Origin of the sequence: Filimonas zeae, from assembly GCF_014641615.1 — a bacterium.
GTDB lineage: Bacteria > Bacteroidota > Bacteroidia > Chitinophagales > Chitinophagaceae > Filimonas > Filimonas zeae.
Genome location: NZ_BMIB01000003.1, coordinates 742,273 through 765,168, shown reverse-complemented (window position 1 = coordinate 765,168; position 22,896 = coordinate 742,273). Strand labels below are relative to the sequence as shown.

General features: G+C 44.9%; 19 protein-coding genes and 1 other RNA gene. 13 read left to right on the top strand and 7 right to left on the bottom strand.

The annotated features are described in order from the left end of the window. Window positions 1-37 precede the first annotated feature (37 nt). Window positions 38-1,396, bottom strand: a complete 1,359-nt coding sequence (locus tag IEY13_RS16310; RefSeq protein ID WP_188953998.1) for an MATE family efflux transporter — start codon at window positions 1,394-1,396, stop codon at window positions 38-40. Window positions 1,397-1,493: 97 nt separating this feature from the next. Between IEY13_RS16310 and IEY13_RS16305 the strand changes: the two genes are divergently transcribed. The 9 genes from IEY13_RS16305 to rnpB all read left to right on the top strand — a co-directional run bounded on the left by IEY13_RS16305 (window position 1,494) and on the right by rnpB (window position 11,454). Then, on the top strand, window positions 1,494-2,315 hold the full coding sequence (locus IEY13_RS16305; protein ID WP_188953996.1) for a DUF3822 family protein: 822 nt from the start codon (window positions 1,494-1,496) through the stop codon (window positions 2,313-2,315). Beyond that, the gene (rsmD, locus tag IEY13_RS16300) at window positions 2,312-2,872 is read left to right on the top strand and encodes a 16S rRNA (guanine(966)-N(2))-methyltransferase RsmD (RefSeq protein ID WP_188953994.1); all 561 of its coding nucleotides are present in this window, start codon (window positions 2,312-2,314) and stop codon (window positions 2,870-2,872) included. Before IEY13_RS16305 ends, rsmD begins: the two co-directional genes overlap by 4 nt. Next, window positions 2,850-3,419, top strand: coding sequence for a 5-formyltetrahydrofolate cyclo-ligase (locus IEY13_RS16295; RefSeq protein ID WP_188953992.1), 570 nt, complete (start codon window positions 2,850-2,852; stop codon window positions 3,417-3,419). Before rsmD ends, IEY13_RS16295 begins: the two co-directional genes overlap by 23 nt. A gap of 10 nt (window positions 3,420-3,429) precedes the next feature. Continuing rightward, entirely contained in the window at window positions 3,430-4,488 is a 1,059-nt protein-coding gene (gene lpxK, locus IEY13_RS16290; protein WP_229687892.1) for a tetraacyldisaccharide 4'-kinase, read from the top strand. After that, window positions 4,485-7,181: a ribonuclease R gene (gene rnr / locus IEY13_RS16285; protein WP_188953988.1), complete on the top strand. Its 2,697-nt coding sequence runs from the start codon at window positions 4,485-4,487 to the stop codon at window positions 7,179-7,181. Before lpxK ends, rnr begins: the two co-directional genes overlap by 4 nt. Window positions 7,182-7,250: 69 nt before the next feature. Next, complete coding sequence (locus IEY13_RS16280) at window positions 7,251-8,216, top strand: polyprenyl synthetase family protein (protein WP_188953986.1); 966 nt, start codon at window positions 7,251-7,253, stop codon at window positions 8,214-8,216. 15 nt (window positions 8,217-8,231) lie between these two features. Continuing rightward, window positions 8,232-9,956: an amino acid permease gene (locus IEY13_RS16275; protein ID WP_188953985.1), complete on the top strand. Its 1,725-nt coding sequence runs from the start codon at window positions 8,232-8,234 to the stop codon at window positions 9,954-9,956. Window positions 9,957-10,052: 96 nt separating this feature from the next. After that, on the top strand, window positions 10,053-11,081 hold the full coding sequence (locus tag IEY13_RS16270) for a Smr/MutS family protein (RefSeq protein WP_188953983.1): 1,029 nt from the start codon (window positions 10,053-10,055) through the stop codon (window positions 11,079-11,081). Between the two features lie 25 nt (window positions 11,082-11,106). Continuing rightward, an RNA gene (rnpB, locus tag IEY13_RS16265) (RNase P RNA component class A) lies at window positions 11,107-11,454 on the top strand. Here the strand turns inward: rnpB and IEY13_RS16260 are convergent. Beyond that, a complete protein-coding gene (locus IEY13_RS16260) occupies window positions 11,451-13,697 on the bottom strand; it encodes a bifunctional alpha,alpha-trehalose-phosphate synthase (UDP-forming)/trehalose-phosphatase (RefSeq protein ID WP_188953981.1) in 2,247 nt (748 codons plus the stop codon). The genes rnpB and IEY13_RS16260 overlap by 4 nt on opposite strands. 127 nt (window positions 13,698-13,824) lie before the next feature. Beyond that, entirely contained in the window at window positions 13,825-14,235 is a 411-nt protein-coding gene (locus IEY13_RS16255; RefSeq protein ID WP_188953979.1) for an NUDIX hydrolase, read from the bottom strand. A gap of 62 nt (window positions 14,236-14,297) precedes the next feature. On the opposite strand from IEY13_RS16255, the gene pyrE reads away from it, so the two are divergent. Both pyrE and IEY13_RS16245 read left to right on the top strand, forming a co-directional pair. Beyond that, window positions 14,298-14,930, top strand: coding sequence for an orotate phosphoribosyltransferase (gene pyrE, locus IEY13_RS16250; protein ID WP_188953977.1), 633 nt, complete (start codon window positions 14,298-14,300; stop codon window positions 14,928-14,930). 95 nt (window positions 14,931-15,025) lie between these two features. Continuing rightward, on the top strand, window positions 15,026-15,436 hold the full coding sequence (locus IEY13_RS16245) for a heavy-metal-associated domain-containing protein (RefSeq protein ID WP_188953974.1): 411 nt from the start codon (window positions 15,026-15,028) through the stop codon (window positions 15,434-15,436). Window positions 15,437-15,519: 83 nt separating this feature from the next. On the opposite strand, the gene IEY13_RS16240 is transcribed toward IEY13_RS16245, so the two are convergent. After that, window positions 15,520-15,981, bottom strand: coding sequence for an LEA/WHy family protein (locus tag IEY13_RS16240; RefSeq protein WP_188953972.1), 462 nt, complete (start codon window positions 15,979-15,981; stop codon window positions 15,520-15,522). Between the two features lie 198 nt (window positions 15,982-16,179). Here IEY13_RS16240 and IEY13_RS16235 point away from each other — a divergent pair, with 198 nt between their 5' ends. Together IEY13_RS16235 and IEY13_RS16230 are read left to right on the top strand one after the other, a co-directional pair. Further along, window positions 16,180-16,785 (top strand): WbqC family protein, encoded by a 606-nt coding sequence (locus tag IEY13_RS16235; RefSeq protein WP_188953970.1) that lies wholly within the window; start codon window positions 16,180-16,182, stop codon window positions 16,783-16,785. Between the two features lie 67 nt (window positions 16,786-16,852). Beyond that, a complete protein-coding gene (locus IEY13_RS16230; protein ID WP_188953968.1) occupies window positions 16,853-17,893 on the top strand; it encodes a PorP/SprF family type IX secretion system membrane protein in 1,041 nt (346 codons plus the stop codon). Between the two features lie 51 nt (window positions 17,894-17,944). Here the strand turns inward: IEY13_RS16230 and IEY13_RS16225 are convergent, their stop codons facing one another. From IEY13_RS16225 to IEY13_RS16215, 3 genes are all read right to left on the bottom strand, one after another. Beyond that, a complete protein-coding gene (locus IEY13_RS16225; RefSeq protein WP_188953966.1) occupies window positions 17,945-19,999 on the bottom strand; it encodes a M56 family metallopeptidase in 2,055 nt (684 codons plus the stop codon). Window positions 20,000-20,011: 12 nt separating this feature from the next. After that, entirely contained in the window at window positions 20,012-20,401 is a 390-nt protein-coding gene (locus IEY13_RS16220) for a BlaI/MecI/CopY family transcriptional regulator (protein ID WP_188953964.1), read from the bottom strand. A 114-nt stretch (window positions 20,402-20,515) separates the two neighbouring features. Continuing rightward, on the bottom strand, window positions 20,516-22,702 hold the full coding sequence (locus IEY13_RS16215) for a sodium-translocating pyrophosphatase (protein ID WP_188953962.1): 2,187 nt from the start codon (window positions 22,700-22,702) through the stop codon (window positions 20,516-20,518). Between the last annotated feature and the right edge of the window lie 194 nt (window positions 22,703-22,896).

Here is a 22,896-nt window from a genome sequence, read left to right as displayed (position 1 = left end):
ATTGTATTATACCCGGGAAAAAAAGTACAAAAACGTGCTAAATGCGTTTATGTTTCCATTTTCCGCTCATCATATACCAGAACGAAGGCGTAAAAATGGTAATCCAGTACACACATTCACTCGCCCAACCCCACACAATAGACAACTGCATCTTTTCCAGCACAATATATACGTACGTTACATATACTATGATAGCCAGCGATTCAGAAAACAGGTTCATTTTACTGTTGCCGGTACCTACCACCGAGTTAAGCCATACGGTAGCAATGCTCTGCAATATCATAGCGGCCGATACCACACGTACTACAGGTATGGCTGCCGCAATAAAATCAGGCCCCTGCCCATATACTTTTAACAACAAACCCGGCATCAGATTCAGCAGAATAAAAATGATAACGGCAAAACTGATACTCAGGCGCGCTATTTTCCACACCAGCTCAATAACACGGTTCTGAAGCCCCTGACCAATAATATTGCTGACCATGGCATTACTGGTAGCAGCAAGCGACCAGGTAACACAGCCAAACAACCCGAATATATTACGCATGGCGTTGGAAATGGCCAGGTCACGCTCGCCATGATGCTCAATCAGTATATAAAAAAACTCCCAGGCAGCAATACTCAGGGCATATTGCAGAATAAGCGGGGCTGATTGTTGTAAAATCAACGAGTTTACCGCCTTTGAAAACGGCTTTTTCTGAAACAACTGCAGTTTCCGGATAATGCCATTGTTTCTCATTACTGCAAAAATTACCACCAAACCACCTGCTTCTGCGGCCACGCTGGCGTAAGCAGCTCCGTCAAACCCCAATGCTGGTAAACCCCAATGCCCGTAAATAAGCCCATAATCAAGAAAGATATTAATCAGTGTTTCGGCCAGCGTACCTATTACCAGAAACCTGCTTTGGTTAATACCCACCAGCAGCGCGTTGCGCATCTGATAAATATACAGGAAGGGAAGCCCCCATATGCGGATGTAAAGAAACCGCACTGCCATATCCACATGTTCCTGATTATGAAGCGTCATCCGCAATATAAAAGGAGCCACCAGGTAGGTAATAATAATACCTGCCAGCGCCAGCCCCATAGCAATACGCACACCCTGTTGAAAAAGCCCGCCAATTTCCTCCGGACGATTTTCGCCTGCCCGGCGGGCAATCAGTGCCTGCAACCCATTGTTTAAACCGCCGCCCACTACAGCAAACATGAGATAATATACGCCGGTAATACCGGCTACCGCCAGCGATTGCCGGTCAAGCCCGCCCAGAAAAATATTATTGGTAATAAAATTAATCTGCGGAACCACCATGGAGGCGGCTATAGGCAATGCAATGCTGAAAATCTGCCGGTTTGTAATCGACACCTGTAAACCGGCTGTGTTGTTCGTGCTGCTCATAACGGGAAGCCGCAAAGTTAATTAATACCCTGCAACCAGGGTTAAGGGAGTTGGCAGTCAACGGCTTTTTAGTATCATTGCAATTTATTTGGAGAAAATGGTACAGAAAACCTTTGGTATATACAACCCCGAAACCGCCACCGGAGCAGAGCAGTTTTATCTGGAACTGGGTAAAAGCCATGTGGCTACCTGGCTGAAAGACAGCAACAGCAATGTAATCTCCGCATTTGAATTGTTTGAGTACGACGCAGAAATGTCTCCTGTTTTTGCCAACGTATTGCGCGATGTGAAGCTGGTATCTAAAATAATGAAGGATTACCACCCACAGGTGCAGGTAATCTGGGAAAACAGTGAATGTTTACTGGTGCCGGCCAATTATTACCACGAACAGGTTTCTACCCAGTATCTGAATATTGTATTTGGTAACGCCCTGCATGCAGATGTATCGGGCCATACGCATACAGCTACCAGAACCGCCGCTGTATTCCGCGTACCGCGTGCCTGGAAAGAAGCCGTGGTAATGACTTACCCCAACGCTACTTTTGAACACAAATACCTGGGCTTATTTAACAGCTTCAATTACGACCGTCAGGGATTATATGCTTTCTTTTACCGAAACCATTTTATACTGGTAGTGGTAAAACAGCGGAAAGTGCAACTGATGCAGACTTTTAATTACCAGACGCCGGAAGATGTATTATATTATATACTCAATACCTGCAACCAGTACGGGATGGATTATGAGAGCACGCCGGTAAGGGTATCAGGCCTGATTGACTTTAAATCGAGCCTGTACGAAGAAATGGTAAAATACCTGCCGGATGTGGCAGTAGATTCCCTGCCTGGTAACAGGTTGGGGGGTGCTTTTACCGAACAACCGGTACATTTTTTTGTACCTTTTTTTAAAACAACTACATGAGGATTATTTCCGGAAAATGGGGGGGCAGAAGAATAAACCCACCCGCTAATATGCCACACACACGGCCAACCACGGATATTGCCAAGGAAGGCCTGTTTAATATATTACAACACCGCATAGACTTTGAAGGCGCCAATACGCTGGATTTGTTTGGCGGCACCGGCAGCATCAGCTACGAACTGGCCAGCCGCGGAGCCGATAAACAGATTATAGTAGAGAAAGACCCGCAGATGCATGCTTTTATTAAAAAGAACACCGAAATGCTGGGCATGCCCAACTGCCAGGTAATTAAAATGGAGGTGTTTAGTTTTTTAGCTACCTGCAGCGGACAGTTTGATTTTATATTTGCCGGCCCGCCTTATGCGCTGGGTACCATTGACGAGCTGCCTAAAATTATTGTACAGAAAAAACTGATTGCACCAGGTGGTTTTTTTGTACTGGAGCATACGCCCCGCAACGCTTACGAAAAATTTGCAGGTTTTAGTTTTGTGCGCAACTACGGCAGTACTTTGTTTTCCTTTTTTGAAAATACGGATGACCAAACAGCAACTTCGTAAACTATACCGCGAAAAAAGGGCGGCTATCTCTTCGCACGAAAAGCTGAAGCTGGATGATCTGTTGCTGATTCAGTTTCAGCGGCTGGCGTTTGAAGAAGTAGAAACCCTGCTAACCTACTGGCCCATGCCCAGCCAGGCAGAGCCCAATACCCACCTGTTTACCGGCTATCTGCGCCATACCATACCAGGCCTGCAAATGGCCTACACCATCAGCAATTTTGCAGATTACAGCATGGAAGCCTATGCTATAGATGAAGACACGGTATACCTGGCCAATGAATGGGGTATTACAGAACCTGTAAACGGCACGCAGATAGAACCGGAAAGCATTGATCTGGTATTTGTACCCATGCTGGTATGTGATGAAGCCGGTTACCGCGCCGGGTATGGAAAAGGGTTTTATGACCGTTATCTGGCCCGCTGCCGGCCGGAGGTTTTAAAGGTGGGTTTCAGTTATTTTGAGCCTGTTGAAAAAATCATTGATACTCAGCCTTTTGATGTATCTTTAGATTATTGCGTTACACCCGCAACCATTTATGAATTTTAATGCATTTTTTTTGAAATCATTTCGTGTTCTCTTACTGCCGTTTGCATTGTTATACGGCCTGGCGGTTACCATTCGCAATTTCCTTTACAATAAAAAATATCTCCGTTCCGCAGAATTTGGCTTACCACTTATTTGCATAGGCAATGTAGCGGTGGGTGGCACTGGTAAATCGCCCATGGTGGAGTATCTGGTGCATCTGTTACGGAACAAATACAAAGTAGCTACGCTAAGCCGGGGTTACAAACGCAAAACCAAAGGTTATGCACTGGCAGGCGACCAAACCACTGCACTGGATATTGGCGATGAGCCTATGCAGTTTCACCTGAAATTTCCAGATATTACGGTAGCAGTAGGTGAGGAGCGTATTGTAGCTATTCCGCAATTGCTGCACGACCGCCCGGAAACACAGGTAATACTGCTGGATGATGCTTTTCAGCACCGCCCGGTAAATGCAGGTATGAACATTATGCTTACCGATTACAACAATTTGTTTACAAGAGATTATTTTCTGCCTACCGGCGATCTGCGCGATCAGCGCAGCAGCTATAAAAGGGCGCAGATTATTGTGGTAACCAAATGCCCGGCCAACCTGTCTGAGCTGGAAAGAGACCGGTTATTACTGGAAATAGCACCGCTGCCGCACCAGCAGGTATATTTTACTACTATTGAATACGGCACTCCCTATCACATTATCAATCGTAACGCGCATAATCTGGCCGCGGAAGATGAGGTATTGCTGGTATGTGGCATTGCCAATCCCAAACCATTAAAACAGTATCTGAACGAGCAGGTAGCTACCTATGACCTGCTTGACTATAACGATCATCATATCTTTAGAATTGACGATTTGAAAGACATCCGTAAAAAGTACGAACAGCTTACCGGTAACAGGAAAATAATCCTTACCACAGAAAAAGATGCCGTTCGTCTGCTTAAATTTAAAAACGAACTGGACAGGCTCCCCCTCTATGTTTTGCCGGTTAGGCATGGTTTTTTGTTTAATGGAACGGATCAGTTTAACAGCCAGATGATTCATTTTATTGAAAACTATCAATTGCACACTGCATGAGTGGAAAAAAACACAAGAGTAAAAACAAACACCACAAGGGAAAATCTTCTTCCTCCCAACCAACCTATAGCACCCAGGGAACCCTTGATATTACCCGTTCCGGAATTGGCTATGTAGTAATAGCCGATGGCAGCGGAGACGTACTGGTACGTCCCGGCGACTTTAACAACGCCATGCATGGCGATACAGTAGCCGTAAAAGTAACCCGCGAAAACCTGAACAGCCGCCGTAAGGAAGGCCGGGTGATAGAAGTATTACAACGCAAACAAACCGAATTTATAGGCACCCTGCAACTGGCGCCCAATTTTGCCTTTTTTATACCGGACAGCGAAAAACCGATGCCTGATTTTTATGTACCGCTGGATAAAGTGAACGGTGCAAAAGATAAAGACAAGGTAATTGTGAAGATGGAAAAATGGGGCAAGGATGATAAAAAGCCCGTAGGTGCTGTAGTAACTGTAATTGATGCTACTGACGCCAATGATATGGCTATGAAAGAGCTGCTGGCAGAAGCTGGCTTCCCCTTATCCTTTCCACAGGTGGTGATGGATGAAACCGCACAACTGCCGGAACTGATTGCCGAAGCGGAAGTAGCACGGCGCAAAGATTTCCGCGATACACTCACCATTACCATTGACCCGGTAGACGCAAAGGATTTTGATGATGCTATATCATTACGCGTAATTAAAAAGGGCTTGTATGAAGTGGGGGTGCATATAGCAGATGTAAGCCACTATGTAAAGCCCGGCACCGCACTGGATGATGAGGCTTATAAAAGGGCCACATCTGTATACCTGCCAGACAGGGTAAACCCTATGCTGCCGGAAAAGATAAGCAACGAGCTTTGCTCACTGCGCCCGAAGGAAGACAAACTGAGTTTTGCAGCGGTATTTGAAATGACCGATAAAGGCAAGGTGAAAAAATACTGGCTGGGTAAAACCATTATCCATTCCAACCACCGTTTTACGTACGAAGATGTACAGGAAATGATTGAAGGAGCAGACGGTATTTACAAAGAGGAACTGCTGCTGCTGAATGGCCTGGCCCGCCAGTTACGTGCAGAGCGCTTTGGCAAAGGCGCTATCAATTTTTCATCACAGGAAGTACGCTTTAAACTGGACGAGAACGGCAAGCCTATAGGCATTGTAGTAAAGGAAAGTAAAGAAGCACATCAGCTGATTGAAGAGTTTATGCTGCTGGCAAACCGCACCGTGGCAGAACATGTGGCTAAAATTAAAGTAAACAAAGAGCCACTGCCTTTTCCCTACCGCGTACACGACCAGCCAGATGAGCAAAAGCTGGCACCCTTTATTGCATTTGCGCGCAAGTTTGGCCATAAGTTCGATATCAGCAGTCCTAAAAGAATCGCTGAAAGCTTTAACCAGATGCTGGGCGATGTACAAGGCAAACCGGAGCAGCATGTACTGGAGCAACTGGGCATACGCACCATGGCAAAAGCCATTTATACCACAGAAAACATAGGCCACTACGGCCTTGCTTTTGAATATTATTGTCATTTTACCTCACCCATCCGCCGCTATCCCGATGTACTGGTACACCGCGAATTAGAGCAGGTATTGGCAGGCCATCCGCATGCCGATAAAAAGATGGAGGAAAAGTGCAAGCAAAGCAGCGACCGCGAACGGGCAGCTATGGAATGTGAGCGCGCCGGAAACAAATACAAACAGGTAGAGTATATGAGAGACTACCTGGGCGAAGAGTTTGACGGTGTTATCAGCGGGGTATCCAGCTTTGGCTTTTGGGTAGAAACGGTGGCGCATAAATGTGAGGGCCTGGTAAGTGTTGCCAGCCTTAGCGATTATGACGATTTCCGCCTAAACGAAGCAGACTATGCTTTGTATGGCCAGCGTAGTGGCCGGGGCTTCCGTATGGGGGATAAGGTGAAGATAAAAGTGATAGCCGCCAATCTGGATAAAAGACAACTGGATTACGAATGGGTGAAAGAGGGCGCTGACACCATTGATAAGGCTTTTGAAGCCAGAGGCAACAACAACGGTAACGGTAACCATAACCGTAAAGATAAAGCCAAAGGCAAGGATAAGTTTAAGGGCAAAAAGAAAGATGCTCCTTACCAACACACAGCACCATCTGTGCCTCCGGTTATTGTGCCTCAGGCACCTGTACCGGTAACGCCTGTTGTGCCTGTGCCCGAAGCACCGGCCCCGGCAGTAAAACCTGCTACAGTAACAACACCTGCGGCAAAGCCTGGCAGGTCTGTACCTACAGCTGTGCCTGTTACTGCTAAAAAACAAGCAAAAACTACTGCTGCCGCACCGGCAAAACCGGTGGAGGCTAAAGCAAAAGAAAAAGCTGATGCGGTAGCTGCCAAAGGCAAAGTAAAAGACGTTGCAAAAAAAGAGGGTAAAAAAACGGCTGCTAAAAAAGCAGTTTCAACCAAAGAAACAGCCAAAGCCGGCAAGGTAACCCCAGCGCCTAAAACCGGTAAAAAGGCCCCTGCGCCAATACAGGAAGCATCGGCTGTTGCAAAAAACAAAGACAAAAAAGCAAGTGTAAAAGCCAGCCCTGCAAAGGCGGCAGATAGCAAAAAAGAAAAAGCAGATAACAAAGCCAAACCCGCTGCAAAAACAGCGAAGAAGAAAGGAGCTAAAACCACACAGCCAAAAAATAAAAAGAACAAGCCAGGTACTCAATTATCGGACACCGCAGATTAAACACAGGAAGTTTAATGTGTTTAGTTATTGCTGAATTGAATACTTTTGAGTTTTGACTTTAATTTCTATATGCATTCATTTAAAGAACTGGTGGGCATATTTGCTGAAAAATTCAATGTGCCCCACTTTCCTGCACAACCCGCCACATTGTACGAACCGGGTATTTATTTTCTAGGCATTGCAGGTAAGCGGATACGACCCGTATTATGTTTGATGGGCAATGAGTTGTTTGATGAAATACACGCCGATGCGTATCATGTAGCAACCGCCATTGAACTGTTCCACAACTTTACTTTATTACACGATGATATTATGGACAAAGCTCCGCTAAGGCGGGGCTTTGCTACTGTACATACTAAGTATAATGAGAATACTGCATTGCTTACCGGCGATGTAATGCTGATTGTAGCGTATGAGTACCTGGCAAAAGTAAGCCCGCAAATGCTGCCCCGTATTATGCATTTGTTTAACCGCACCGCACGTGAAGTATGTGAGGGGCAACAATGGGATATGGACTTTGAGAAGCGGGATAACGTAACGCTGGAAGAATATATTCACATGATTCAGCTGAAAACATCTGTATTGCTGGCTGCCAGCCTGAAAACAGGCGCCATACTGGGTGGAGCCAGTGAGGGCAATTGCCTGCACATGTACGAGTTTGGCCGTAACCTGGGCATAGCTTTTCAGATACAGGATGATTATCTGGATGCTTTTGGCGATCCGGAGAAGTTTGGAAAGGAGCCGGGAGGTGATATTCGTCAGAATAAAAAAACCTTTCTGCTGCTGCGCGCGCTGGAAGTAGCTAACCCGCAACAGAAACAGGAGTTATTACGCCTGATGCAGGAAAACCCGGAAGATAAAGTAGAAAAAGTATTGGCTATCTTCAGGGAATGCCAGGTAGATGCGTGGGCCCGTACGCTGAAACAGTCTTATCTGGAAAAAGCACATCAGGAACTGGAAGCAGTAGCAGTAACCGGAACCAGAAAACAACCACTGCTGGAACTGGCCGATTTTCTGGTAGCAAGGGAACATTAATACAAAACAACTGACATGAGTAATTCGATCTTCCGCAAAAAAAGCATTAGCGTAATCATGAAAGACGCGGCCGAGGGGCTGGACGACGGGCACGGCACCGGCGGACTGAAAAAAATCCTGGGCGTTCGCGATCTTACTTTCATGGGTATTGCAGCGGTAGTGGGCGCAGGTATCTTCAGCACCATCGGCGGTGCGGCATACCATGGTGGCCCCGGCATTTCGCTGCTTTTTATTATTACAGCTGTTACCTGCGGATTTTCGGCTTTATGTTATGCTGAATTTGCCAGCCGTGTACCCATTGCAGGCAGCGCTTATACTTACTCTTATGTTACGTTTGGCGAGCTGGTTGCCTGGATTATAGGCTGGGCACTGATTCTGGAATATGCTATTGGAAATATTGTAGTAGCCATATCGTGGAGCGGCTACTTTAACAACCTGCTGGTTCATATATTTCATATTCACCTGCCAGACTGGATGCTGATTGATGGCACTACTGCCTCTGAAGCATTCCGCGAGGCTTCAGCCGCGCTGGCAAAAGGTGGTATTACCGATGCAGCAGTGCTGAGCAAGTATCAGTTTGCCGTAAAGGCCTGGAATGAGGCGCCGTTAATAGGCAATACACACGTTTTTTTTAACCTGCCTGCTTTTATTATTGTAGGGCTGATTACCTGGCTGGCTTATGTAGGCATACGTGAGAGTAAGCAAACCACCAACTACATGGTAATTTTCAAAATTGCCGTAATCATATTTGTAATAGTGGCGGGGGCCTTTTTTGTAGATACCAATAACTGGCGTCCATTTATGCCCAATGGTTTTAAAGGGGTATTGGAAGGTGTATCTGCCGTGTTCTACGCCTACATTGGTTTTGATGCCATTTCTACCACCGCAGAAGAATGCCGTAATCCGCAAAGAGATATGCCCAAGGCTATGATTTACTCCCTGCTTATTTGCACAGGTCTGTATATTTTAATAGCATTGGTACTTACCGGTATAGAAAACTACAGCGCTTTTAAAGATGTGAATGATCCGCTGGCGTTTGTATTTGCCAACCGTGCACCATGGATTGAAAAAGTAATTTCAGTAAGCGCGGTTATAGCCACCACTTCGGTATTGCTGGTTTTTCAGTTGGGGCAGCCCCGTATATGGATGAGCATGAGCCGCGACGGACTTTTACCTAAGCGTTTTCAAAAAGTACATCCCCGTTTTCATACACCTTCTTTCGCCACTATTATAACTGGTATACTGGTAGCCGTGCCCTCGCTGTTTTTGCAGAGCGGGCTTATGACCGATCTTACCAGCATAGGTACACTGTTTGCGTTTGTACTGGTAGCGGGTGGCGTTTTGCTGCTGCCTCCCCAGCCCAAAGCGCCCGGCAAGTTTCAACTGCCATATATTAACGGACAATTTATTGTGCCCATCCTTACCGGTTTGTTTATTTATGGTTTCCGGGAAAGGCTGGAAAATGCATTTCACAATCTGGGCAGTGCCGCACAGGATCATCAGGAAATTCTGTTTCTGTTGTTTGTACTGATAGCCGTAATACTGGCAGTATTAACGCTGCTGAAAAAGTTCTCACTCATTCCCATACTGGGCGTTGTATCCTGCCTTTACCTGATGATAGAAATACCTACCAAAAGCTGGTATATGTTTCTGGTTTGGATGGTGCTGGGCCTGGCTATTTATTTTTTATATGGGTATCGCAACAGCAGACTGCATACAGCATTGAAAGTTCAGAAGTGAAAATTCAAAAATCAAAAATAGCTACCCCGTCATACTGTTCCGTCTGCCATTCGAATTTTGACTTTTGATTTTTGAGTTTTGGCTTAATTTTGCAGTATGAAATACCAGGTAGGAGACGAGATATTAGTATTACATAGCAACGAAGAGGGGAAGGTAATTGAAATTATAAACGATAAGATGGTGCTGATTGAGGTAAGAGGCGTAAAGTTTCCTGCCTATATGGATCAGATCGATTTCCCCTATTTTCATCGTTTTACCAAAAAGAAAACAGCGCCGGAAGCACCTAAACCGGCAAAACAATATGTAGATCAGGTACCTAAAGAAAAACCAACACCTAATCAGATAAAAGTGCAGGATGGTGTATGGCTTTCCTTCATACCCAAATTTTCTTACGATGAATTTGATGATGAGGTAGTGGATTATCTGAAAGTGTATCTGGTAAACAAAACGGGTACTGCCTTCGCCTTTCATTACAAACAGCTTGTTTTTGGCAATGCCAATTTTGAGCTGAAAAGCGAAAGCCCGGCGTTTAAAGACTTTTATCTGCACGATGTGCCTTTTGGCGATCTGAGCGATAACCCGCATTTCCATTTTGAATTCTCCCTGCTTACGCCTGATAAAAAGAAGGCAGAGTTTTACGAAACAGAAGTAAAACTGAAAGGCAAACAGGTATTCCAGCGTATTGAAGAGATGAAGGATAAGAATGAACCTACGTTCTCTTATCAGTTGTTTAAGGAATACCCGGAAAGACTGGAAGAAGATAAGTTTGAATTAAGCCCCTTACTGGCCAAAGGCTATAAAATATATGAAGCCAACAAAATAAGGCAGAACCTGCCACCCGCACGCAGCGTGGTAGACCTTCATATTGAAAAGCTCACCAACGAGTGGCAGAAGATGAGCAATCTGGAAATCATCAGTCTGCAGATGAAGGAATTTGAAAAGTGGTACGAACTGGCGTTGGCTCATCACCAACCTACATTGGTGGTGATACATGGAGTAGGCAGCGGCCGCCTGCGGGATGAAATTCATGATCTGCTGAAAGTTCGCAGCTCGGTAAAAACCTTCATTAACCAGTACGATGCCCGGTTTGGCTACGGCGCTACAGAGATATTCTTCCAATACTAGTCAACGAATTGTATATTTGATTTAACTACAAACCCGAGCTATCGTGCCACACCCTGGTGTGGTAAGGAAAGTCCGGACAGCACAGGGCAATCTACCGGTTAAGAGCCGGGTTCCGGGTAACCGGAAACAGCAAGTGCCACAGAAAATAACCGCCTGTAACAGGGTAAGGGTGAAAATGTGAGGTAAGAGCTCACACCGGGCTATGGTAACATAGCCCGGGGGTAAACCTTAGGTGCTGTAATGCCATGTATAGGTTCGTTCGAGGGCGGCCCGTCCGAAGAACCAGGGTAGGCAGCAACAGCTGAACAGTAATGTTCTTCGCAGATAAATGATAGTTTAGAAACAGAATCCGGCTTATGAGGTTTGTAGTTATTTTTTTGTATTCATATAAGGTGGTAACCACTGCAGCTGCAATACCTTATCCAGCATTTTGCTGATAAACAGTCTGCCAGGCAGGCCCTTCAAAAACGCCCGTACTTCCTGTACACCTTCAAGGTAAAACCTTGCAGCAGATATATTGCTGTTTACCTTAATGGTAATAACATCATCCTTCATTACCTTAAACATATCTTCATCTGTATTGTCATCGCCAATAGCTGCTATAAAATCGTAGTTATCGTAATGCAGGTAATATTGCGCCGCTTTACCCTTGTTAATTTCACTGTTCTTAATCTCTACCACCTTATTACCTGGCATCAGATGCAGGCCCAGATCGGCCACCATATAACGCAGATTGTTCATCATTTCACTGGCACGCATATCGCCCAGCTCTTTTTCGGCTTTGCGGTAATGCCATACCAACGAGTAAGATTTCTCTTCTATAAATGCACCCGGTGTTCTTTCTGTATAAGTATTCAGAATAGGCAATATGCTTTGCTTCCACATATTACGCAGTCCCTTGGTTTCCTGCCAGGGGGCGCCGTACATTTTATGCCATACACCATGTTCGCCCACCAGATCTACCTTCATATGTCCAAACCATTCTTCCAGTGTGGTATAGTTACGGCCGCTGATAATTACTACCCGGTTATGGTCGTCTTTGGTAAGTTCCTCCAGTATGGAATAAAGTTCTTTATCCGGCTTAGCCATGTTTATATTGGTATTAAAATCGGTAAGTGTACCGTCATAATCCAGTAACAACAGGCGTTTATGCGCTCTGGCATACTTACGCTTAATATAATTTAATGTCTTATTACCAATATGCCTTGCCTGTAAAGACTGCTGCATGCGCTTCGTTTCCTCTAATCGTTCCATAAATATCTTTACCCAGTGGTTTACGTTGTATTTACTTACCAGGCTGCGCATTTGTGTCATGCGCTTTACCTGTTCGTCTGTTGACATATTGAGCGCCTCAACAATAGATTCGCTCATCTGGTTAATGTTATTAGGGTTGACTATTATGGCATCAATCAGTTCTTTGCTGGCTCCGGCCATCTCACTCAATATCAGCACCCCATCGTTATTGCTACGGCTGGCCACATACTCTTTACATACCAGGTTCATACCATCACGCATAGGGGTAACCAGGCATACATCAGCAAAACTGTAAAGGGCAGACAGCATTTCAATAGGGAAGGAGCGGTAGAAATAGTTTACCGGTGTCCATACATTAGTACGGAAGCGGGCATTGATATTACCCACCATTTTATCAATTTCATCCCGTAATTCTTTATACTGCCCCACGGTATCGCGTGAGGGTACCACAATCATATACAGCGATACTTTTTCCTTGTACTCAGGATGATTCTGCAAAAAGCAATCAAAAGCCTGCAGGCGCTGTAAAATACCTTTACTGTAATCCAGACGATCAATAGAAAGAATTAAACGGGTATTACCAAAAGACTCCTGTAAATGTGTAATATTATCTCTTACCGCCTGCTCTTCTCCAATCTTTTCAAACTTTTCCGCATCAATGCCCATGGGGAACGATTCCACCACTACGGAGCGGTTATGCACTGTAAGAACATTAGAAGATGATTTTACCTGCAGAATACGCGTAGCAGAAGAAAGAAAATGCCGCGCATCGTCGTAGGTATGAAACCCAACCAGATCAGCCCCCAGCATTCCCTGTAATAACTCTGAACGCCAGGGTATTAAACGGAATAATTCGTAAGAAGGAAAGGGGATATGCTGAAAAAAGCCGATGGTAATATCAGGCAAAGCCGCTCTGATAAGACCGGGTAATAATAATAGCTGGTAATCGTGAATCCAGATAGTATCGCCAGGCTCAGCTACCTGTAATACCGCTTGCTTAAATTTTTCGTTTACCTGCTGATAAGAGAGCCAGTATTTATCATCATACCGCGCATAGGGCGACATATAATGGAAAATAGGCCATAGAATTTCGTTAGAAAACCCCTCGTAAAAAAGAGCGATTTCATCCTTCGTCAAAAACACCGGACTTAACCGCATCTCCTTTAACTGACTGGTAACCTGCTTTGCCTGCTCATCTGCCACCTCTGTTCCTGGCCAGCCAATCCATACGTTATTTCCGTTCTTATATACAGAGCTTAATCCTGTAGCCAATCCGCCTTCGCTGGGTTTCAACTGCAGGCCCTGTTCTGAAGCGTCAATTTTAATAGGTAACCGGTTTGATACAATGATGGTTTTACTCATAGTCCTCCTTCGTTTGCAAAAACAGTTCCGTTTTCACAAAAATAAAAATGATAAAAAAGGGGTATGTTGATTGAAAACCAGCTTATTGCAAGCTCTGCGGTTATAGATAATAAGGGGTTTGCGTAAACTACGCTGTTTCATGCCCGCTGCGGGCTACGATCTCTGCAATATTAGCATAAGTATTCTGTAAATAGGTTTTTAAAGCAGCTTTATTTGCCCATTCAATTTTTTCAATATCCTCTTCTGTCTGAGGAACAAGCTGTTGTACGCCCGGAGCCAACATTTTAAACCAATGGGTTTCTTTTTCTATTTCCACACCATCCTGCTCATAAGTGTGGAGCGTAATCCCCAGACTGTCGCCCAGTATCACCTGCTTCAGTCCGGTTTCTTCTTCTACCTCTCTTACCGCACAGGCAGCAATGGACTCTCCATCATCCTGTTTTCCCTTGGGTAAATCCCACTTTCCCCTTCTGTAAATCATCAGTAAATCTCCCTGGTCATTGGTAACAAGACCGCCTGCGGCAATTATTTTTTTCATCAGGTAAATGGTTTTCTGCAAATTAACGCGAATTTCGTGCTACTTGTTTTGAAAATAACGTTATGACATCCAACGAAAAAGCGGTAGCAGAGAAATTATTACAGTCAGGAGCGGTTAAGTTGAACCCAACAGAACCCTATACCTGGGCCAGCGGCTGGAAAAGCCCTATTTATTGTGATAACAGAAGAGTACTGAGTTTCCCTTTTATAAGAGATTTTGTAAAAAGCGAGTTGTGCAATGTAGTGTTTGAAAAATATCCGGAAGCGGAAGTGGTAGCAGGCGTAGCCACAGCAGGTATTCCCTGGGGCGCTATGATTGCTGATCAGCTGAAGCTGCCTTATATTTATGTACGCCCCAAACCCAAAGAGCATGGACTGGGTAACCAGATTGAAGGTTTTTATGAGCAGGGGCAGCAGGTAGTGGTAGTAGAAGATCTTATTTCTACCGGAAAAAGCAGCCTGCAGGTAGTGGATGTGCTTAAAAACGCAGGTTTGCAAACTACCGGTATGGTTTCCATCTTTAACTATGGTTTTGCAGCTGCGGTGGAAAATTTTGAAAAAGCAGGCGTTAACTTACATTCCCTTACCAACTACGGCGCACTGATACAACTGGCACTGGAAAAAGGCACCGTGCCAGCGGAAATGGAAGCACTGCTGCTGGATTGGCGTAACAACCCGGGAGCCTGGGGCAAGTAGTACCCGGGAGTTTTGAATTTTGTGTTTTGAATTTTGTGTTTTGAATTTTGACTTGCCCGATTCCTGTTTTCTGATTGACCTTAAAAGAAAGTAATATGAAAAAAATGGTTTCCCTGTTTGCGGCCGGCTTAATGCTGTTAGCAGTTAAAGCAAACGCACAGGAAAAAAAAGCAGAATGGATTACCCTGAAAGTTCCGCAGCTGAAATGCTGGGAATGTAAAGACAGGCTGGAAAAATACCTCACCCGCGAAAAAGGTCCGAACAGCGATGCAGGTATTGTTAAATGGCAGATTGTAATGGGTGCCGGAACTATACGTATTCAATACATGCCATCCCGCATTACTCCTGATTATATTAAAACCGCTATTAACAATGCAGGTTTTGATGCAGACGAAACCAAAGCCACAGAAGATTCTTACAAAACGTTGCCACCAGTTTGCAAACGCCCTGAAGAGGGTGGTGGACCACAGAAAGGCAAGCCTTGTAATATTCCTCCGCAGCAATAATGCTGATAGCTATTAAATAAAAAACGCCTGAACAGAGTTATTAAAAAATACCTGTTCAGGCGTTACTATTTTACACAAGGCCGTTAAAACAATGGTATCTTATACTTACCGGTAAAATCAAAAGGCACATTTACAAAAATGCCGCCTTTGCCCACACGGGTTTTTCCTTTTACTGTTATTTGTACGTCGTTACCAAATAAGGCAGACATACCACCTTTCAGCAGGCTGCGCATATCTACATCCATACGGGTAGGTATGGTAAACTCCGCCTTCCTGTCAATATGCATCATGGTATCCAGTACGTATTTCCCTATATAGCCGGTGTCTACAAACACATCACACTCCACATGTTTCAGGTTTACGCCAAAGCTGTTGGGATTATAATAAACCATATTCAGTAGTACAGTACTACGGTCCATGCTCATATTCTCCAGCTTAACGTTGTTAATACCCCGGTATTCAAAACCTGCCGGCTTTTTACATGCAGTAGCAGCCATTATTAGTATCAGCAGCGCTGCCAGCATACCCTTTGTAATTGTTTTCACACGTGAATGTTTAACTGCAAAGTAATATTAACCTGTTTATTCTGTTGCCTTACTGATGTTTAAATTGGCCAAACAAATGTTATTTGTTGCGGGGATAAGGCAGCTGGCGGCCCTTACAGGTGTCTGGTATTTTCTGAATGGCCGTTTCCGGTTAAAAACCACTGTACAACAATAAATAAGCACTGTATCTTTGCGGCCATGCAAACAACGCTAGTAATTGACAACCAGTATTTTCCTTGTATCAGCTACCTGAAAATGTTGTGTGCATACCCATTAGTTCAACTGGAGTACTACGAAAACTATCAGAAGAACAGTTTCCGCAACCGCTGTATTATAGCCGGCAGCAATGGGCTTATTAACTTATCTGTTCCGCTGGTAAATGGCCGCGATCAGAAGATACCTTATCGCCTGCTCGAAATAGACTACAGCCAGAACTGGCAGATGCAGCAATGGCGTACCATAACTTCCTGCTACCGCAAAGCCCCTTTTTTTGAATACTATGCCCATACCGTAGAAGCGCTGATTTTTCAACAGCACACGCTGCTATTTGAAAAAAACCGCAGCATACTGGAATGGCTGTTAAAAGTATTTAAGCTATCTGTTACATTAGAAAACACCGGTACTTATATACCAGTTTACCCGCAAAACGTAACAGATGCCCGCAATAGCCTGCAGCCTAAAAATTATCAGCAACATGCTGCAAACCAATCTCCCTATTTTCAAATGTTCCAGGACAGGATAGGTTTTCACCCTAATATAAGTGTGTTGGATTTACTTTTTTGCGCTGGCCCTCATGCATTATAGGCGTATTCAGCCCCGGTCCCTGATTTAAGGGAATAGTATACGTTTTTACATGAGGTACTTTTAAAATATGAAAAGCCTATTGGCTGCCGCATTGGCATTGTCATGTTCATTCATGCAGGTGCAGGCACAGCAGCGTCCCCAATACACCCAGTACATACTGAACAGCTACATTATCAATCCTGCCGTGGCGGGTATTGAAAACTATGTTGATGTAAAACTTAGCCACCGTCATCAGTGGGTAGGTATCAACGGAGCACCAGTGACTTCCTATGTTACCGTACATGGTCCTTTACAACGAAGTGATTACGACAAACAAACCATTACCAGTACACATATGTCGGGCGAAAACCCGCGCGGCAGAAACTACTGGTCGGAATATGAGGCACCACCAGCACACGGTGGAGCAGGTTTAACAATCATCAACGACCGTACTGGCCCTATGAACCGCTTTTCCGGCTATGGAACGTTAACCTATCATATTGGTCTGTCTCCAAAAACCAATTTAAGCGGTGGTATTTCCGCAGGTTTTCAATCCTTACGTTTAAACGCAGCCAAACTTGATTTTGGCGAGCAATATCCTATAGACCCTACCGTTTCGGGCAGTGGTTATGTTAACCGCATCCGTCCGGATTTTAATGCGGGTTTATGGTTGTATTCTGCGCGCTACTTTGCTGGTGTATCTGCTATGAACATTATTCCGCAGGGTGTAGGTTTTAACAATGGCGGTCTTAATGGCAACCGTGTAACCTTGCTGGGCAAACAATTACCGCACCTTTTTGTAACCGGTGGTTATATGCTGTTTTTAACAGAAGAAATAAGCTTATTGCCCTCCGCTATGTTAAAATGGATTTCCCCAACGCCGTTGAGTGTGGATGTAAATGCAAAACTGCAATGGCAGGATGTATTATGGACAGGTTTAAACTACCGCTTTAAAGATGGCTTTGGTGCAATGGTAGGTATGAACATTAACCCTAAAATCAACATCAGTTATTCTTACGACTATATTACTTCTAAATTGAACAATGTAAGCAGCGGTACGCATGAAATACTGGTAGGTTTTGCACTGGGTAATTCCTATGGCGACTGGTGTCCGCGCAACATCTGGTAATAATCAATCCGTTTCCTGTACCTGATTTACTGAAAACAAATACATCTCCAATTAATCCTTTTCCAATTCAGTTGCGGCTGCAATGTCAGTTGTAATTTCTTTATCACCGTAAGCGGTTTCTTCCTGTGCAGGCTTTTTATGGTCAACCTTGTGTTTTACCATAGTTACACCGGTAGTAATAATAACGTGAAATTGTTTGCGTCCTTCTTTTCCGGTAACAATGGTAGTAACGGAATCAGCAGATGCCATACTAAGTTTGTCGGCTGATCTGTGTATCTGTTCCACTACCAGTGGTTTAAACACGGCCCAATGGCCTTTATCCTGCATATCATTAGAGGCTTCAGCCTGCTCACGGTGTTTACGGCTTTGCTGCCAAAGTTCCCGGTAAAACCTGCGTAGCACATTTACTGAATCTGTATTGTTTTTTGCGAGGGCTATGTTCACTAGTACCTGCTGATTAAGACTATCGTTTCCGCTTTGCAGAAAACGCTCTAACACCATGGCTGCAGTAGGGGGTGCAGGCCTTGGCATTTCTTCCACAGGCTGTAACATCATCAGCCGCGGCGGCTGATGAGATACACGAAAACCGGTTACCCGCCTTACTGTATCTTCCGGTTCCGGTAAACGGGGGGGCCTCACTCTTGACTGCATAGACGCAAAAACAGCAAACACAGGCAGGTATTGCATACGCCGCTGCCGGTGTACATTCATTTTTCTTCCGGTAACAACTACTTGCTGCCTGTCAGACCAGGTGGCCACCGCTCTGGTAACTACCGGCGCATCTGCCCCTATAGTGCGTTCCGCAACGGGTACTATAATAGCTTCAGTTGGCTCATCAGCTGGCTTTTCCGTCAGCACCAGAGTTTGTAATGTATCGGTAATTGCTGCATGCTGGCTGGCTACCGGCCGGTCAACTGCCATTGAAACACTTACCACCTTTACTGTATTGGTTACTGTTCCCGAAGCCGGTTTCTTCTTTTCTTCAGCCAGAAAAAATACGGGATTAAATAAAGGATTATTTACAGCCAGGCTTACCGGTTCAATTTCCACCGGCTGCGCCTTTTTATCTTTACCAGCAACAGCAGAACGGTTAGCAGAGGGCGCCAGCCAGGCAGCACCACTCAACAAAAAGGTCATTAACATCAGCGCTACCAGATGACGTTTATAATCGAAGCTTTTTTCCTGTTTGTTCAACATCCGCTTAACCCGGGGTAACAAGTCTTTTTTATCACCCGCAGCCGGCATAGCCAAAACCGGTTGCTGTTGCAACCGGGCAATATTCAGCAACGCCTCTGCATACATAGCAGGGTTATACTGGTACTGCAATACCCAGTCATCACAACTATTCTCTCTCTCTTTGCGGATAACAGAACTCAGCAAACGGGTAAAAGGATTAAAGAACAGTATAATTTCCACTACCGTCTGCAGCAGGTTTACAAGATAATCGGCCCGGCGTATATGTGCCAGTTCATGCAGTATTACTGCTTCCATCTGCTCGGCAGCAAGGTGGTTAATACTGGCTACCGGAATTAAAATAATGGGCTTCAGAAACCCTATGGTAAGCGGGCTTTTTACCAGTGCAGACAGGTAAATAGATACCTTATTCTTAATACCCAGCTGAGCAGATACTTTTTGTACAAATAACCGCCAGTCAATATCCGTTTTAAGCAGGCCGTTATAACGTATCTGTTGTGTTTGCCGGTAACTGGCAATCCACTTAAAAGCCAGAAATACCAGTAAACATAAATACGCCACAGATAAAAAGGGTAACAACTGCTCTGCTTTCAGCAGAAAACCGGTAAGGCTGTTTCTGAATCCGGTATTGGTATGTGTAATATAAAACGAGGTATTACCAGGCAATTGAAATGCTTCCATTTCACGCACAGCCGATATACAACGTTGATAATAAAAACGGAAAGTAACCACAAACCAGGCAAAACCTGTAAACTGTGCCCACACTGCTATACGGTATTTTACAGCAGACGATGTTTTCAATACACCGTGCAATACCGTTACAATCAACCAGATCAGCGCTACCTGCCAGAAACTGTTGGCAATAGCATATCCCAGCGCCTGTAAAAAAGGAGAGTGGTACAGTGCCTGCATATCGTAATAAGTTTACTGCTTTTTTAAATCGTCCAGCAAACGCTGAATTTCATCCAGTTCCTCCGGTGAAGGGGCGGTATTACTATTGCCCAGCGCCTGCATTACCAGCTGACTGGTAGAGCCGCCAAACAGCGTATTCACCATTTTGCCCAGCAATTGTTTCTGGGTATTATCCCGGGTAATACTAGCCTGGTAAATATGGGTTTTGCTGGAATCATCGCGCACTACAGTGCCTTTTTCAAACATAATCTGCATTAATTTGAGGGTAGTAGTATAACCGCTTTCTTTATACTGGCTTAATTCCTCATGCACCTCGCGCACTGTTGCCTGCCCACGGTTCCAGAGTATTTGCAGTATCTCCAGTTCCCCTTCTGTTGGTTTTGTGCTTTTTACGTTTCCCATGTTACGAACTATTTCGTATCAAATATAAAAGAATTTCTATTTAACAAATGTTAAAACAGGTGGGCCGGTAACAAAAAAGGCGTGAGAAAATCACGCCTTTTAATAAAATAATCGCTAAGAGGGCCGTACAGGATGATGTTTTATGACCACCGGCTTTTTTACAACCGTATCTCCTCCACGGGTATGATGAATCTGCGCCAGAGTAGGAGCAATTACCAGGGACACTATGGACATGAGTTTAATGAGAATATTCATACTGGGGCCGGAGGTATCTTTAAACGGATCACCTACCGTATCGCCCGTTACAGAAGCTTTGTGCGGTTCAGACTTTTTATAATAGGTCTGACCGTTTATATCCACGCCTTTTTCAAAGCTTTTCTTTGCATTATCCCACGCACCGCCGGCATTGTTCTGAAACATACCCATTAACACACCACTCACGGTAGCACCTGCCAGAAAACCACCCAACGCTTCAGGCCCTGCCAGAAAGCCGATAATCAACGGAGATATGATGGCAATAGCCCCAGGCAGCATCATTTTTTTAATAGAAGCGTTGGTAGATATGGCCACACATTTTTCATATTCCGGTTTGGCAGTCCCTTCCATAATACCCGGTATCTGCTTAAACTGGCGGCGCACTTCCTCAACCATAGCCATGGCAGCCTCGCCCACCGCGCGTATAGCCAGTGAAGAAAAAATAAACGGAATCATACCGCCTACAAATAAACAGGCCAGTACATCTGCCTTGTAAATATCAATACCCGAAATACCGGCTACTCCCACAAAGGCTGCAAACAGCGCCAGTGCAGTAAGGGCAGCAGAAGCAATGGCATACCCCTTTCCGGTGGCAGCGGTAGTGTTACCTACCGCATCCAGTATATCTGTTTTTTCACGTACTTCTTTGGGCAGCTCGCTCATTTCCGCAATACCGCCTGCGTTATCTGCAATAGGGCCGAATGCGTCAATAGCCAGTTGCATAGCAGTGGTAGCCATCATACCCGCAGCAGCAATAGCAACCCCATATAAACCGGCGCAGGCATAAGAACCCCATATGCCTCCGGCCAGTACCAGTATAGGCAGCAATGTACTTTCCATACCAACCGCAAGCCCACCAATTACATTGGTAGCATGCCCGGTAGCAGATTGCCGTATAATGCTCATTACAGGCCTTTTGCCCATAGCCGTATAATACTCTGTAATAATACTCATGAGCGTACCTACCAGTAAACCCACGCCTATAGCACCCAGTACCCCCCATTTGGTAAACTCAAAAGAACGCAGCACCATCGTTTCCGGCAGCAACCAGGCAACCAGGCCAATACAGGCAATAGCAGTAAGTATAATTGAACCCCAGTTACCCATATTCAGCGCTTTTTGTACCGCCGTAGTGCTGATACCGGCTGAATCACTTATTCTTACAAAAAAAGTTCCCAGTATAGAAAAGATTATACCGGAACCGGCAATCAGCATAGGTAATAAAATAGGGGCAAAGCCTCCGAAATTATCAGAAGATATGGTTTCCTGTCCCAATACCATCGTTGCCAATACAGTTGCCACGTACGAGCCGAACAAATCGGCCCCCATTCCTGCTACATCACCCACATTGTCACCTACGTTATCAGCAATAGTTGCAGGGTTACGTGGGTCGTCTTCCGGTATGCCAGCCTCCACTTTACCAACCAGATCTGCCCCCACATCGGCAGCTTTGGTATAAATACCACCACCCACCCGGGCAAACAGCGCAATAGATTCAGCCCCCAGCGAAAAACCAGTTAGTACCTCAATGGTCCTCACCATTTCTTCAGAATTGGCTGCCGCTTCGGGTGCAAACAGGTGTTTAAATATAAGATACAGACTACCCAGCCCCAGCACAGCCAAACCGGCTACACCCAGCCCCATTACAGAGCCACCGGTAAACGATACATTCAATGCTTTGGATAAACTGGTACGGGCGGCATGCGCGGTTCGCACATTGGCCCGGGTAGCTATTTTCATACCTATATAACCGGCGGCAGCACTGCTTACCGCGCCTATAACAAATGCAACCGAAATAAGCCAGTTACTGGCGGGGTTAGTCTGCGCCATTACGCCCAGCAGCAGGGCAACCACTACTACAAAATAGGAAAGCACTTTCCATTCAGCCTTTAAAAAAGCCATGGCGCCCTCGGCAATATACCGGCTTATCTGCACCATCTGGTCGCTGCCAGCTTCCTGGCGGCTAACCCATTTAAATTTTATAAATGTGTAAAGTAGTCCAACAATGCCCATTACAGGCACCAGATAAAATAAGGTTTGTTCCATGAGCAAGTAATCAGTAATGTGAATGAATTGGTGTTAAAGAAGGAAGATAACGAAAAAACGAGGGAAAACCGCTGAAAACGATAGCGTTCACCGATAAAAACCTCAAAGAAATGTGAAAAGGTCTTTAAGGGTTTTTTAATCTTTTAATTCTTTTTTAATTTCGCCATATCGGAAACGATAAATTAACTATCCAT